The organism is Bacteroides faecium (assembly GCF_012113595.1).
Lineage (GTDB): Bacteria > Bacteroidota > Bacteroidia > Bacteroidales > Bacteroidaceae > Bacteroides > Bacteroides faecium.
The window spans coordinates 4679509-4694859 of sequence record NZ_CP050831.1; the positions used below are offsets into that span (position 1 = coordinate 4679509).

The following is a 15351-nucleotide window of genomic DNA, read 5'->3' on the forward strand; positions in this document are numbered from 1 at the left end:
ATGTAATTATGAGTATGAAAAATATGATGAGAAAGTACGTTAAACTATCAGCATGCGTTTTGATGGCTTCGCTGATGACCGGATGTACCGGTAAGTTTGAAGAATATAATACGAATCCTTTTGGACCGACTCCGCAAGATATGCTAGGAGATAATGCTGCAACAGGTTCACTGATTCGGAGTATGTTCCCCGCCCTGGTACAGGGACAGCAGAATAATTCGCAAATGCTGGATCAGATGATCGGATCTGAGTATGGTGGAGAAATAGCCTGTATCGCAACGTGGAATAATGGAGGTAATTACTATACATATAATCCACGCATAGGCTGGTATGGTAATATGTTTGATACGACAATGCCACAGATTTATACAGGATTTTTCCAGATCAGGGATTTATCGGAAGGAAAAGGTTTGGCGTATCAATGGGCACAAATATTACGTGTTGCCGCTTCGGTAAGAATCAGTGATTGTTACGGACCGATTCCTTATTCAAAAATCACAGGTTCTGCTTTTACTGTGGCTTACGATTCGATGGAGGATTTATATAAGAGTATGTTTACAGACTTGGATGAGGCTATTGTTGCTTTCAAAACGGCTGTTTTGGGTGGTGAGGATATGTCTTCATTAACAGAATACGATCTTGTATTTGGCGGTGACTTTAATAAATGGGTGAAATTTGCCAACACATTAAAGTTGCGTATGGCTATGCGTATCTCTAATGTTGCTTCAGAACTGGCCAGGCAGAAAGCGGAAGAAGCGGTTTCTGATGTGATAGGAGTTATGACTACCTCTGCTGATGCTGCATACAGTAGCTTCAATGATGGTATGAATCCTTATTATCGTGTCGCTTTTACTTGGAATGGTGGAGAATTTCGCGTTAGTGCTAATATAACTTCTTATTTAAGTGGATATGATGATCCTCGTTTACCGGCTTATGTTAATGATTCACAACTTGAAAGTGGTGGTCGTATTGGAGTACGTAATGGTATTTATCAAAATGATGCAACACAAGCTAAATATGCTACTTTCTCCCGTCCTAATATAAAAGAAACAGATAACCTTCTGATAATGTCGGCTTCTGAAGCTTATTTTTTGCGTGCTGAGGGTGCATTGAAAGGTTGGGCTATGAACGGAACGGCGAAATCTCTTTATGAACAGGGAGTGCAAGTATCTATGGAAGAGCGTAAGGTGACTATAGGTGATTATCTGGCAAGTACAAAGAAACCTGGGAATTACGTAGACCCGACAGATTCCGGCAAGAATAAAACAGCAGTATCTGAGGTTACTCCAAAATACGATGAATCAGCAGAACTGGCAGTTAATTTAGAACGCATTCTTGTACAAAAATGGATCGCTAACTTCCCAAATGGCTGGGAGACATGGGCTGATATTCGTCGTACTGGTTATCCGAAACATTTTCCGATTGTTAATAATTTGAATACGGATGGCGTGACTGTTGAGCGTGGCATGCGTCGTTTACCTTTCCCGCAGTCGGAGTATAATACAAATTATGTCAATGTACGGGCGGCTGTATCAATGTTGGGAGGTGCAGATAACTCTACTATAGATATTTGGTGGGCAAAAAAGAATTAATAAATACTATAAAATTGATTGTTTATGAAAATGAGTAAACTGAAAAAAGTAATATATGGAGTAGGTATTAGCTTGTTCTTTTTACAGGGATTCCTGAACTCAGCTTGCAGTGATTGGACGGAGATTGAAGCAAAAGATTATTTTGTACCAGTATCGGAAGGATATAAAAGTAGTCTAAAAGATTATTTTAATTCTCCCCATAAGGTTATGTTCGGTTGGTTTGGTAACTGGACGGGAACAACCATGTCCTCTTCTTTATGTGGACTTCCTGACAGTGTAGACTTTGTGAGTCTTTGGTTGTGCTGGGGGAATTTGACTATTGAACAACGAGCAGACTTGAAAAAATTTCAGGAGAAGGGTTCAAAAGCTGTACTTTGTTGGCGTGCTGGTGATATTGGAGACAATTTAACCCCGGGAGGTAACGCTGCTGATGTAAAGAGAGAGTTTTGGGGGATTGACCCTAATGATGAAAACACTTATATAGAAGCAGCAAAGAAATATGCTCTTGCTATTGTTGATACCTGTAATAAATATAATATAGATGGATTTGATTATGATATTGAGGATTATGGAACTTTGATGTCTTCAACTTACCCCGAAAGAGCTAATGCATTTATGAGAACTCTTCGAGAGGAATTTAATAAAACGGGAAAAATGCTTGTCGCAGATATTCCTGGTAATAGTGGTTGGTTGGGATTTTATAATCTTTTAGCTGACGATGTAGTACAAAGCTTGGACTATATTGTTTGGCAAACTTATGAATTAGGACATTCTGGTTTGGATAATTTCTTTACTGGTTATGGCGGAGTTGCTAGTTATCATCCAGAGATATTTGAAGAGGTACTGAGAAAGTCTATTGTAACAGCCACTTTTGAGAGGGCTAAAGATAAATATCGTTTTACGGAACAGCAGGATTATCATCCTTCATATGGAATAGAGCATGCAGGTATGGGAGCTTATCATATTGAATATGATTATCCGGGAAATCCAGATTATTCGACCGTAAGGGCGGCAATTAGCGCTCAGAATCCGCCTATCAATAATTAAAGAAGAAAGGAGATTTGCTATGAATAGAAAAACATTATTTAAACTGATAGTACTTGGGGGATTGACCATCGTACAAATGGCTTGTGAGAATGCAGAAAATGCAGTTATTGGTAACTTGATATATATCAATGAAGCTTCTGCTGCAAAAACGAAAGAAGTAACTATGCAAGATGAAACCACTCGTGCGTCTATAACCGTCCGTTTAGCTAAAACTATGGGACAGGATGTAACTGCTGAATTATTTTTAGATAAAGCAGCATTAGATGCTTATAATAAGAAAAATGAAACGAGTTATAAATTGCCGGAAGTAAAATATATTAGTTTCCCTGAAAAGGTTACGATTACGGCAGGTTCTATCAGTGCTGAGCCTGTTAATATTGATATTAAAACCTTTGAGACTGAGGGTGCCCAATATGCTATTCCTATCAGTATAAAGAATGCAGATGGAATAGATAGAACAGAAAGTTCTTCAAGCTTTCTGGTGGTATTAGTGAAACCTTTGAAACAATTAGTTCCGAAATTCCACCCCTATAATTCAATGCAAGCTGCACCAGGTGAGAGTTGGGGCATGATTTTGCCTAACTATACATTGGAGTGGTGGTGCAAGATGAGTGATTTCTCTATTAATAACCAAGCTATTTTTAATTCTGGTGGTAGCACTGAATTATACATACGTTTCGGGGATGTAGTTTATTCCAGTGGCGGGCGTAATTTGTATAATTTCTTACAGATAAAAACGATGGGAGCTCAGTTTGATACAGGTGACCCAACTGCTGGAAATGGTTTGGAAGCAAATGAATGGTATCATTTTGCAGTTACTTATGATGCTGCCACGGGTACTTCATTGCTTTATAAAAATGGAACGCAGATAGCATCATTAGTTACTGCAACCGGACAACCAATGATAATTGATAAACTTCAGATGTTTTCTTCTACAGAATTCAGAGATGCTTGTGATATGTGTCAGGTTCGTTTGTGGAAAGTAACTCGTTCGGCTAATCAGATAAGGAAAGGTATGTATTCTGAGGTAGAGTATACAAATACAGATTTGATATTGTACTTGCCGATGAATGATGGTGAAGGGGCTACTACATTGCGTGATGTAACAGGTAATGGACACGATGTAGAAATTGGTAATTTGAAGCCAAGCTCTCCTAATCATGCCGATGTGACTTGGGAAACTTATACGTTTGCTCTCAATAATTAAATCTGGAATTTTATGAAAACATTGTTTAAAAATTTATTGATGTATATACCGCTGTTAATATCACTTCTGTTTATAGCAGCTTGTAGTGATGATGAATCGGCAGACCCTTATGATACCAATTATGTGTATATCTATTCCCCTGCTAATACAGATAATGTATTAGAGTATAAAGGAAACGGGACATTTTTAGTTGAAATAGCGCCTGAATGTATAATAAATCCGGTGAGATGTACTAAACCTGCTCCTAGAGATTTGACAGTTCAATTGTCTATCGATCCTTCTTTAGTAGAAAGTTATAATCAGTCCAATGGTACTAACTACACTTTATTGAAGAATGTTCAATTAGAGAATGAAACCTTATATATCAAGCAAGGAGAATATGAATCGGCTGATTCACTGAAAGTGCATTATACAGATATGAGTGAATTTCAGAATGGTGCGGAAAATTATATTCTTCCCATTGCAATTACTGCTATTAATAGCTCTGATGTATCACTTAGTGAATCAAGTCGGATTTATTTAACATTTACCTCTCACTGTCGGGTAAATCTTGTGGAAATGAACGTTTCGTCAAATAGTATGGAATTAATTTATGAAAATGGAGAATTTACAAATTTGATTGGACAATTGGAATTGAAAAATATATTCCATTCTTCATGGGCAGCGGATGATGACATATCAGTTTCACTAAAGATTGATCAAAGGATGGTAGATACGTATAATGCATTAAATGGTACAAATTTGAAATTTATGCCGAATGCAAGTTTCGAAAATGCAACAACTGTTATCAAAAAAGGAACTACAAATACTGAAACTCCGATTGTTATAGCTTTTTCGGATGACATGGCAAGTGTTGAATTTGGACAGGGATATTTACTTCCTGTTACTATTGCAAAGGTGGATGGTATAGGTGCAGCAATTGGAGAGTCTATAACTACGTATATAGTTTTCAAAACGATTGAAAAAGTTACAATATCTGTAGAAGATGCTCCGGTAGGAACGGCTATTAGTGATTTCACAGATTGGAATCTTACTGTAAATGGACAAACAGGTGTTTATGGAGTTCCTTGGATGAATTTGATAACGAATCCGGGAGGCAATAGGGTGAGTGCTTGGTATACTTCAAGTGTGATGGAATTAGATATGGGGAAACAACAAAAAGTTTCTTCTATCCATATTGAATACTATAGCAGAAGTCTTTATTCAGCTACAGAGGCTACTTTTGAATTTAGTATAGATGGTGTGGATTATAAAAGAGGAGAATGCAAAATGGACGCGGCGATTGTACAGAATTTTATATTGAAATATCCGGTAGAAGCACGCTATATAAGAATTAGAAACGTAAAAAGTAATAGAGGGGCATATCCTATTGGTTTGATATTTTATACAAATGAATAGGATTATGTTTGTTAGATAAATATATCGAAGAAGAGTCTCTTTGATTAGAAATTGTGATTTAAAGGCTGTATCGAAAGTCAATATTTATACTTTAATGTGACTTTACGATACAGCTTTTTAAATTCTTAATAAGCATTAAAAGAATAGAGTTTGATTTAGTCCCATGATTCATTTAGTTGTATTCTTTATATAACACCATTAATAATAAACATGAAAAACATGAATCTGAAGCTGATTTTGAGAACACTATTGTTCTTTTTGAGTATATTGATGTGTGCGTCTTCTGCATATGCTCAAATTTCCTTAATGAAAGACGGAAAAACAAAGGCAAAGATTATATTGGCGGAAGATAGCCAAATGAATAGGGCAGCTGCTAATCTCTTTCAATCTTTCTTTCAGAAGATAACAGGTAAAACTTTACCTATTGTTATAAAACAGGTTCCACAAAAAGGAGATATTTTTATTGGTGGGGAAACTTCTCAAGGAGTGACGGAAGATGGATTCCTCCTTTCTACTAAAGATGGTATCTTGAGAATCTCCGGACAAGACAATGGAGTTGTTTATGGAATCGTAACCTTATTAGAACAATATTTAGGCGTTGATTACTGGGGGGAAAATGAATATTCTCTCACACCACAGAAAACAATAAACTTGCCTCTGATTAATAAAATAGACAATCCGGCTTTCCGTTATCGCCAGACGCAATGTTATGCCATCCGTACAGATTCTGTCTATAAATGGTGGAATCGGCTGGAAGAACCCAGTGAAGTCTTTGCTGCCGGTTATTGGGTACATACCTTTGATAAATTATTACCTTCCTCTGTCTATGGAAAAGAACATCCTGAATATTATTCTTATTTTAGGGGGAAACGTCATCCGGGAAAGGCTAGCCAGTGGTGCTTGAGTAACCCGGAAGTCTTTGAGATTGTAGCACAACGCGTTGATTCTATTTTTAAGGCAAATCCTGATAAACACATTATGTCTGTAAGCCAGAATGACGGTAACTATACAAATTGTACTTGTGATGCATGTAAGGCTATTGATGATAGGGAAGGGGCATTGTCGGGAAGTATAATAACCTTTTTGAATAAATTGGCTGCCCGTTTTCCTGATAAGGAGTTTTCTACATTGGCTTATTTATATACAATGAATCCACCGAAGCATGTGAAACCATTACCTAATGTGAATATAATGCTTTGTGATATTGATTGTGACCGCGAAGTGACATTGACAGAAAATGCTTCAGGCAAGCAATTTGTGAAGGCAATGGAAGGCTGGTCTGCCATAACTGATAATATCTTTGTTTGGGACTACGGTATTAACTTCGATAATTATCTTGCTCCATTCCCGAATTTCCATATCTTACAAGATAATATCCGCCTTTTCAAGAAGAATCATGCCACCATGCACTTTTCTCAGATTGCGGGAAGCAGAGGGGGAGACTTTGCAGAATTGCGTGCTTATCTGGTATCGAAGTTGATGTGGAATCCGGAAGCTAATGTAGACTCATTAATGCAACATTTTCTGCATGGCTACTATGGCGAAGCTGCGCCCTATCTCTATCAATATATAAAAGTGATGGAAGGTGCGTTGATTGGCAGTGGACAAAGACTATGGATTTATGATTCGCCCGTCTCCCATAAATATGGAATGTTGAAACCAACCTTGATGCGTCGTTACAATAATTTGTTTGATTTGGCGGAAAAAGCAGTTGAAGCGGATAATACATTCTTGAAAAGAGTTCAACGTGCCCGTTTGCCGCTTCAATATTCTGAGTTGGAAATAGCGCGTACGGAAACTGTAAAAGACTTAGCTGATATAGACAAAAAGTTGACACTTTTTGAAGAGAGAGTGAAAGAGTTTAATGTTCCTACATTAAATGAACGTTCTAATTCTCCGATAGAGTACTGCGAGCTATACCGTAAACGCTATATGCCACAGACTGAACGGAGTTTGGCGTTAGGAGCTAAAGTTTCTTATATTATCCCGCCTACCGGAAAATATGCAGAAATAGGAAAGACGGCATTAGTAGACGGACTGTTTGGCGGAGCTACTTTTGTAGACAGTTGGGTAGGCTGGGAAGGAACTGATGGTGCATTTATCATAGACTTAGGAGAAGAAAAGGAGATTCATAGTGTAGAAACAGATTTCTTACATCAGATAGGAGCTTGGATTCTCTTTCCTTTGAAAGTTACCTATTCTTATTCGGCGGATGGAGAACAATATACGCCTTGGGGTGCGACTGATTTGGCCGAAGAACGTTCCGGCAAGGTCGGATTCCGCGGAGTTAAGACAGAATCTGCGACGCCTATAAAGACACGTTATGTAAAAGTGGAAGTAACGGGAACAAAAGAATGCCCGACCTGGCATTATGGTGTAGGGCATCCTTCATGGTTTTTTATAGATGAAGTCATAATAAAATAAAAAAAGTAGGGGGGAGACGTTAGTAGTTTTCCCCTTTTAGTTGTATTATATATAGATGGGTTAGAAAAATGAATTTTTTCATCTATATACTATGATTTATGCAACAGAATAAAACTGCTTCTCAACGAAACACTATCAGCCCGGCTTGCTGGGTTCCTACCGCTTATTTTGCAATGGGGCTTCCCTTTATTGCTATTAATCTGGTTTCCGTATTCATGTTTAAGGATTTGGGAATATCCGATACACAAATCACATTGTGGACTTCCCTTATTATGGCACCTTGGACATTTAAATTCTTATGGAGTCCGTTTCTTGAAATGTATCGGACGAAGAAATTCTTCGTACTAGTCACAGAGTTGTTAAGTGGAGTATTGTTTGGAGTAGTAGCCTTTTCTTTATTTTTTGATTACTTTTTTGCCATAAGTATATCTACAATGGCTATAATTGCTTTTAGTGGGGCAACGCACGATATTGCCTGTGACGGCGTGTACATGGCTGAATTGAATAAAGAAGATCAGGCAAAATATATCGGAGTACAAGGCGCTTTTTATAATGTGGCCAAATTGGTTGCTAACGGTGGATTGGTTGCCATGGCAGGTGCGTTGGCCGAACATTTCGGGGCAATAGAAGGAGCTTCCATTGATGCGAACAAAGGAGCATATACGTCTGCCTGGATGATAATTTTCGCACTGATTGGAGCCATAATGGTACTGATTGGAATTTACCATATAAAAGTTTTACCCTCTTCGCAAGTTCCGACAAGAACAAAGAAAACGACATCAGAGGTCGAAAGGGAATTGATGGCGGTGATTGCGGATTTCTTTACGAAGAAACATATTTTCTATTATATCTGCTTTATTATTCTATATCGCCTGGCAGAAGGATTTATCATGAAGATTGCTCCATTATTTTTGCGTGCTTCAAGAGATGTCGGCGGTTTAGGGTTGTCCTTGACGGAGATTGGTACGTTAAATGGAGTTTTTGGCTCTGCAGCTTTCGTCTTAGGCTCTTTACTGGCAGGTATTTATGTTTCCAGATTCGGATTAAAGAAGACACTGTTTACTCTTTGTTGTATCTTTAATCTCCCGTTTGTCGCATACACTTTCCTGGCAGTTGTACAGCCTACTAACTTGTATCTGATAGGAACCTGTATAACCATGGAATATTTTGGTTATGGTTTTGGTTTTGTCGGACTGACGTTGTTTATGATGCAGCAGATTGCTCCGGGAAAACATCAGATGTCGCATTATGCATTTGCATCGGGAATCATGAACTTGGGAGTAATGCTTCCGGGAATGGCTAGCGGTTATCTTAGTGACTTGCTGGGATACCGGAACTTCTTTATTTATGTCCTGATTGCGACTATTCCAGCTTTTCTGATTACTTACTTCATACCTTTTACGTATGACGATTCAAAAAAATAAATAATATAAAAAACATTGATTATGAATAAGATTCAAATTCCTTGGGAAGAACGTCCTGTCGGATGTACGGACGTAATGTGGCGTTACTCACAAAATCCGGTTATCGGACGCTATCACATTCCTTCATCCAATAGTATTTTCAATAGTGCCGTTGTACCTTTCGGAGACGGTTTCGCAGGTGTATTCCGTTGTGACAATAAAGCTGTACAGATGAATATCTTTGTCGGATTCAGCAAAGACGGTATTCATTGGGATATTAATCACGAACCTATCAAGTTCAAGGCTGGTAACACGGAAATGATTGAATCGGAGTATAAGTATGACCCTCGTGTGACATGGATTGAAGACCGCTATTGGGTAACCTGGTGTAATGGTTATCATGGTCCTACCATTGGCATTGCTTATACTTTCGACTTTAAAGAATTCTTCCAATGCGAGAACGCTTTCTTACCTTTCAATCGTAACGGTGTACTTTTCCCACAGAAAATAGATGGTAAATATGCGATGTTGAGCCGTCCCAGTGATAACGGGCATACTCCGTTCGGTGATATATACATCAGCTATAGCCCGGATATGAAATATTGGGGCGAACACCGTTGTGTGATGAAAGTGACCCCGTTTCCGGAAAGTGCCTGGCAGTGTACAAAGATAGGTGCCGGCTCAGTACCTTTCCTTACAGAAGAAGGCTGGTTGCTTTTCTATCACGGTGTTATCACTACTTGCAACGGCTTCCGTTATGCAATGGGCTCTGCCATACTTGATAAAGACCATCCGGAAAAAGTACTTTACCGTACCCGTGAATATCTGATTGGCCCGGCTGCTTCTTACGAACTTCAAGGTGATGTGCCCAATGTAGTATTCCCTTGTGCTGCTTTGCAAGACGGCGAGCGTGTTGCTGTTTATTATGGCGCTGCAGATACGGTTGTAGGCATGGCTTTCGGATATATTAAGGAGATTATCGACTTTACTAAACGAACAAGTATCATTTAATAAAGGTATGAGACGTATTTTATTAACTTACACACTTGCTTTCGCCCTTCTTCCCGTTCATGCGGGAGAAGGCGGAAGCCCTCCCGCTAAAAAGAATCTTTTGATAGATTATGTAGATCCTTTTATCGGAACTACAAATTTCGGAACTACCAATCCGGGGGCAATCTGCTCGAATGGCATGATGTCTGTGGTCCCTTTCAACGTGATGGGCTCTTCTGAGAATACGTATGACAAAGATGCCCGATGGTGGTCTACCCCCTATGAATATACCAACTGTTTCTTTACCGGATATGCTCATGTGAATTTGAGCGGGGTCGGTTGTCCTGAATTAGGTTCCTTATTATTGATGCCTACTACCGGAGAACTGAATGTAGATTATAAAGAATATGGCAGTAAATATAAGGATGAACAGGCGTCACCGGGTTATTACTCCAACTATCTGACTAAGTATAATGTAAAGACAGAAGTGTCCGCTACTCCACGTACAAGTATTGCCCGTTTTACTTTCCCAAAAGGCAAAAGCCATATATTGTTGAATCTGGGAGAAGGATTGACGAATGAAAGCGGTGCCATGCTTCGTCGCGTAAGCGATAGCGAAGTAGAAGGCGTAAAATTGCTCGGTACATTTTGTTATAATCCCCAGGCTGTATTTCCTATTTATTTTGTGATGCGGGTGAAAAAGACTCCTGCTGCAACCGGATATTGGAAGAAACAACGTCCGATGACAGGTGTGGAAGCCGAATGGGAGCCGGATCAGGGGAAGTATAAACTTTATACCCGTTACGGAAAAGAAATAGCAGGTGATGATGTCGGCACTTATTTTTCTTTCGACACGGAAGAAGGCGAACAGGTGGAAGTGCAGATGGGAGTTTCTTTTGTCAGCATAGAGAATGCTCGGTTAAATCTGGACCGTGAACAAGCGGGAAAGGATTTTGAACAGATTCTTGCTGACGCACGTGCAAAATGGAATGATGACTTATCACGTATTACTGTAGAAGGCGGAACAGATGCTCAGAAAACAGTATTTTATACAGCACTTTATCATTTATTGATTCATCCGAATATCCTACAAGATGTCAACGGAGAATATCCGGCAATGGAAAGCGATAAGATAATGACAACAAAGGGAGACCGCTACACGGTATTTTCTCTTTGGGACACCTATCGCAATGTTCACCAATTGCTGACTCTTGTCTATCCGGAACGTCAAATGGAGATGGTCCGTACCATGCTTGATATGTATCGGGAACACGGCTGGCTGCCTAAATGGGAATTATATGGAAGAGAGACATTGACAATGGAAGGTGACCCCAGTATTCCGGTAATTGTAGATACCTGGATGAAAGGATTGCGTGACTTTGATGTCGATCTGGCATACGAAGCAATGTACAAGTCGGCTACATTGCCGGGAGCTGAGAATCTGATGCGCCCGGATAATGATGATTATATGTCAAAAGGATATGTACCTCTTCGTGAACAATATGACAATTCCGTATCCCATGCGTTGGAATATTACATTGCAGACTTTGCGTTATCTCGCTTTGCTGAGGCTTTAGGTAAAAAGAAAGATGCGGAAATGTTCTATAAACGTTCTTTAGGCTATAAACATTATTATAGTAAGGAGTTCGGTACATTCCGTCCGGTCCTTCCCGATGGAACCTTTTACAGTCCGTTTAATCCGAGACAAGGAGAGAATTTTGAACCGAATCCCGGTTTCCATGAAGGTAGTGCGTGGAACTATACATTCTATGTACCCCACGATGTATATGGGCTTGCTAAATTGATGGGTGGAAAGAAACCTTTTATCAATAAGTTGCAAATGGTTTTTGACGAAGGTCTTTATGATCCGGCTAATGAACCGGATATTGCCTATCCTCATTTATTCTCATACTTTAAAGGTGAAGAATGGCGTACACAGAAAGAGACTCAACGTCTGTTGGATAAGTATTTCACGACGAAACCGGATGGTATTCCGGGAAATGATGATACGGGAACAATGTCCTCATGGGCTATTTTCAATATGATCGGTTTCTATCCGGATTGTCCGGGATTGCCCGAATATACATTGACGACTCCGGTATTTGATAAAGTAACGATTCGTCTGGATCCGAAATGGTATAAGGAAAAAGAGTTGGTGATTGAGACTAATCGTACTCAACCGGGAACTCTATATATCAATAAAGTGTTATTGAATGGCAAGAAGTTCAATAAATATCATATCACACATGATGAACTTGTTCATGGTCAACGCATATTTTTTGATTTAAAGTAACACACAGTGTTTCATAGGTATCGTTTTTGGGTTGACAGGGCTGTCGGACTTTTCAGGGTTCGGCAGCCCATTTTTTTTACATTTATCCTTATCATTATATCCAATAAAAAGAGTGACGGTATGTGCCTGGTATAGCGTCACTATCCGAGTCGGATACCGTCATCATCTTGTTTCCCTATTTATCATTTCTTTCTTCTTTTGTTTATTCTCTGTTACATAAGCGATTACAAAACATCCCTTTATTCGTCTACTATACAAATAGCGTATAATTAGAATAAAATGAAAAAGAATTTATTTGGACATATCCTTTGGATACTGATATTGGTGGAATGTTTTCCTTTATTGGCTGTTGCTGCGTCACAACAGAAAGAACAGCGTTATAAGATTGCTGTATGTGACTGGATGATTTTGAAGCGTCAGAAGATAGGCTCGTTCCAGTTGGTGCATGAGTTGAATGGTGACGGCGTGGAATTGGATATGGGCGGTCTTGGCAAAAGGGAAATGTTTGATAACAAACTGCGCGAACCTCATTTTCAGCAACTCTTTCGTGAAACTGCCCAAAAGTTCCAATTGGAAGTTTCCTCTGTTGCTATGTCCGGATTCTATGGACAGTCTTTTTTAGAGCGTGCTAACTATAAGGAACTAGTACAAGATTGCTTGAATGCAATGAAAGTGATGAATGCCAAAGTCGCTTTTCTTCCGTTAGGTGGAATAAAAGCAGGGTGGGAAAAGGAACCGGAATTGCGTACGGAAGTGGTCAAACGTCTGAAAGTAGCAGGAGATATGGCTGCTTCTGAAGGAGTCGTTATTGGAATTGAAACCCAACTGGATGCCAAAGGAGATGTAAAACTGCTGAAAGAAATTAATTCTCCCGGCATTAAAATCTATTTTAAATTCCAGAATGCATTAGAGAATGGCAGGGATTTGTGTAAAGAGCTCAAGATTCTGGGGAAAAAGAGAATCTGCCAGATTCACTGTACAGATACAGATGGGGTAACTTTACCTTTTAATAAAAGATTGGATATGAATAAAGTGAAAAAGACACTCGATAAGATGGGGTGGAGCGGATGGTTGGTTGTAGAACGTTCACGGGATAAAGAGGACGTGCGAAATGTGAAGAAGAATTATGGAACAAACATAAAGTATCTGAAAGAGGTGTTTCAACAGTAATACACATTTTCTATTAGATTAGAATTTTTATCCTATTAAAAATCCGGGCTTAAAGCAAGTCCGGATTTTTTTTGTCTCTAAAAAAACGTGCCGGATTCAATCTGTAATCACTCTATTTCTATAAAATTCATTATTTCCGTTATGGTATTAATCAGCAGATTTTTGGTGTATTACATTAAATATATCTATCCGTCCTTTATATGAATCGGATAAATATAGAATTAAAATAATGATAGGAGGAAATATGATATAACGAATATGACAAAGAGAGAGAAAAATGCAATAGATATTGAAGATGTAATATATTATTTTGTTTAAATTAAAATTTAATCTATGAAGAGTAAACATTTATTCTTACGGGTAAAAAGGAATAGTCTGGCGTTTGGAGCGGCTATACTTCTTTTTAGTTCTTGTGTCGATGGATACAAAGATGATAAAACCTTTTCACCGGGAGTTCAGGGGGTAACCTTGGAATCACCCTCAACTGAAGGTTGGACTTTTACAAGAAATGTAGACATTACGTCTCTTGAAGTTACATGGCCGGTAGTGTTTGGAGCCGGAGGATATCAGGTGACGTTCTATAATGTGGACGATCCGGAAAATCCGGTTGTTATCGGTCCGGAAAATGAGGTTGTGGACAAATGTAAGATTACCCGCGATATTACCCCGGATACGAGGTATAAAGTGGTAGTTAAAACATTGGGGAATGATAAGTATAATAATAGTGACGCCGTTGCAGCTACGGAGATGCCTTATAACACTTTGGTGCCGCTGCGTGAAATAATTCCGTCCGGTACGAACTTGGCGACCTATTTCACAAACAACCCTATTGCGCCTCTTGAAGAAGGTGAAGAAGAGGTTGCTTATGAGTTGGTAGCAGGTGGTAACTATGAAATGGACGGTAACGTTGATTTGGGTACGACAACACTGACTATCCGCGGTGACAAAGTGAACCACGCCAAGATAACCATGAAAGGAAACGCTTCATTTATAAATCACGGAGCAGGACTTAAGGTTAAGTTCATTGATTTTGATTTTGATGAAAGTACTTATACCGCTTCTAACAGTAGAGGTCTGGTTATGTTCAACGCAGCAGAAGCAGGTGTAGTCCAACAACCTTATGTTTTCCAGTCTTGTAATTTAACCAATATGCCAGTACCGTTATATTATTGTAATAATGGTTATGGTTTGGCTGCTTTGACTGTGGATGATTGCCTGGTTAGCATCAATGCTGCAAGTACAACCTTTATAGCATTTAACGGTCAGGGTTGGATTAAGGATTTGTCCTTAACAAACAGTACCGTCTATTATACGGTTCCCGGCAGTGCTTATTTAGTTCAAATGAGAGGACGTGTTCCTTCAAACTTCAGTGGTTCCGGCTGGAGTGCATCACTTCGGAAAATGAATAATTGTACTTTCTACAATGTTGGAAAGACTAACAATCGTTTCTTCAATAACGTAATAAATAGTAATAATGCTGTATTTTCCCTGGAGATGCAGAATACGATTTTCGCGGATTGTGTTGTAGGTTCGGCAACAGGAACCGAAGGTGTTTTCAGACGTATATGTAATGCCGGAAATTATGGAAACGTAAACTATACACTTGCATATAATACCTATTATTATAGCGCTGTCCCCGGTGGATTCCTCGATTATGACACAAGTGATGATGCCGGTCGCGACCATTCAGGAACAGCAATCAAAGTAGCGCCACAGTTTGCCGATGCTGCCAATGGCGATTTTACTCTGAGAAGTTCAGAGCATATTGCGAATCGTTGCGGCGACCCGCGCTGGCTTCCGGCAACAGAATGAATAACAATGTATAAA

The 15351-nt window shown here is 39.1% G+C and carries 10 protein-coding genes; all 10 read left to right on the forward strand.

Annotation, left to right across the window (positions count from 1 at the left end; genetic code table 11):
- Nucleotides 1-23 precede the first annotated feature (23 nt).
- Nucleotides 24-1592, forward strand: coding sequence for a SusD/RagB family nutrient-binding outer membrane lipoprotein (locus BacF7301_RS17345; RefSeq protein WP_245208257.1), 1569 nt, complete (start codon nt 24-26; stop codon nt 1590-1592).
- A 24-nt stretch (nt 1593-1616) separates the two neighbouring features.
- Nucleotides 1617-2639 (forward strand): glycoside hydrolase family 18, encoded by a 1023-nt coding sequence (locus BacF7301_RS17350; protein ID WP_167964746.1) that lies wholly within the window; start codon nt 1617-1619, stop codon nt 2637-2639.
- Between the two features lie 19 nt (nt 2640-2658).
- Nucleotides 2659-3846 (forward strand): DUF1735 and LamG domain-containing protein, encoded by a 1188-nt coding sequence (locus BacF7301_RS17355; RefSeq protein ID WP_245208258.1) that lies wholly within the window; start codon nt 2659-2661, stop codon nt 3844-3846.
- A 12-nt stretch (nt 3847-3858) separates the two neighbouring features.
- A complete protein-coding gene (locus BacF7301_RS17360; RefSeq protein WP_167964748.1) occupies nt 3859-5244 on the forward strand; it encodes a BT_3987 domain-containing protein in 1386 nt (461 codons plus the stop codon).
- Nucleotides 5245-5514: 270 nt separating this feature from the next.
- Entirely contained in the window at nt 5515-7668 is a 2154-nt protein-coding gene (locus BacF7301_RS17365) for a glycoside hydrolase family 20 protein (RefSeq protein ID WP_369805658.1), read from the forward strand.
- Between the two features lie 98 nt (nt 7669-7766).
- Nucleotides 7767-9092, forward strand: a complete 1326-nt coding sequence (locus tag BacF7301_RS17370) for an MFS transporter (RefSeq protein ID WP_167964750.1) — start codon at nt 7767-7769, stop codon at nt 9090-9092.
- 21 nt (nt 9093-9113) lie between these two features.
- Nucleotides 9114-10082: a 1,4-beta-mannosyl-N-acetylglucosamine phosphorylase gene (locus tag BacF7301_RS17375; RefSeq protein ID WP_167964752.1), complete on the forward strand. Its 969-nt coding sequence runs from the start codon at nt 9114-9116 to the stop codon at nt 10080-10082.
- A gap of 7 nt (nt 10083-10089) precedes the next feature.
- Nucleotides 10090-12354, forward strand: a complete 2265-nt coding sequence (locus BacF7301_RS17380; RefSeq protein WP_167964754.1) for a GH92 family glycosyl hydrolase — start codon at nt 10090-10092, stop codon at nt 12352-12354.
- Between the two features lie 279 nt (nt 12355-12633).
- Complete coding sequence (locus tag BacF7301_RS17385) at nt 12634-13524, forward strand: sugar phosphate isomerase/epimerase family protein (RefSeq protein WP_167964756.1); 891 nt, start codon at nt 12634-12636, stop codon at nt 13522-13524.
- A gap of 333 nt (nt 13525-13857) precedes the next feature.
- Nucleotides 13858-15336, forward strand: a complete 1479-nt coding sequence (locus BacF7301_RS17390) for a DUF4992 family lipoprotein (RefSeq protein WP_167964758.1) — start codon at nt 13858-13860, stop codon at nt 15334-15336.
- Nucleotides 15337-15351: the final 15 nt, after the last annotated feature.

Bases quoted from the DNA above. Each gene is read 5' to 3' on its own strand.
- BacF7301_RS17380 (WP_167964754.1), top strand. From the start codon at position 10,090: ATGAGACGTATTTTATTAACTTACACACTTGCTTTCGCCCTTCTTCCC.
- BacF7301_RS17350 (WP_167964746.1), top strand. From the start codon at position 1,617: ATGAAAATGAGTAAACTGAAAAAAGTAATATATGGAGTAGGTATTAGC.
- BacF7301_RS17360 (WP_167964748.1), top strand. From the start codon at position 3,859: ATGAAAACATTGTTTAAAAATTTATTGATGTATATACCGCTGTTAATA.
- BacF7301_RS17370 (WP_167964750.1), top strand. From the start codon at position 7,767: ATGCAACAGAATAAAACTGCTTCTCAACGAAACACTATCAGCCCGGCT.
- BacF7301_RS17345 (WP_245208257.1), top strand. From the start codon at position 24: ATGATGAGAAAGTACGTTAAACTATCAGCATGCGTTTTGATGGCTTCG.
- BacF7301_RS17365 (WP_369805658.1), top strand. From the start codon at position 5,515: ATGTGTGCGTCTTCTGCATATGCTCAAATTTCCTTAATGAAAGACGGA.
- BacF7301_RS17375 (WP_167964752.1), top strand. From the start codon at position 9,114: ATGAATAAGATTCAAATTCCTTGGGAAGAACGTCCTGTCGGATGTACG.
- BacF7301_RS17355 (WP_245208258.1), top strand. From the start codon at position 2,659: ATGAATAGAAAAACATTATTTAAACTGATAGTACTTGGGGGATTGACC.
- BacF7301_RS17390 (WP_167964758.1), top strand. From the start codon at position 13,858: ATGAAGAGTAAACATTTATTCTTACGGGTAAAAAGGAATAGTCTGGCG.
- BacF7301_RS17385 (WP_167964756.1), top strand. From the start codon at position 12,634: ATGAAAAAGAATTTATTTGGACATATCCTTTGGATACTGATATTGGTG.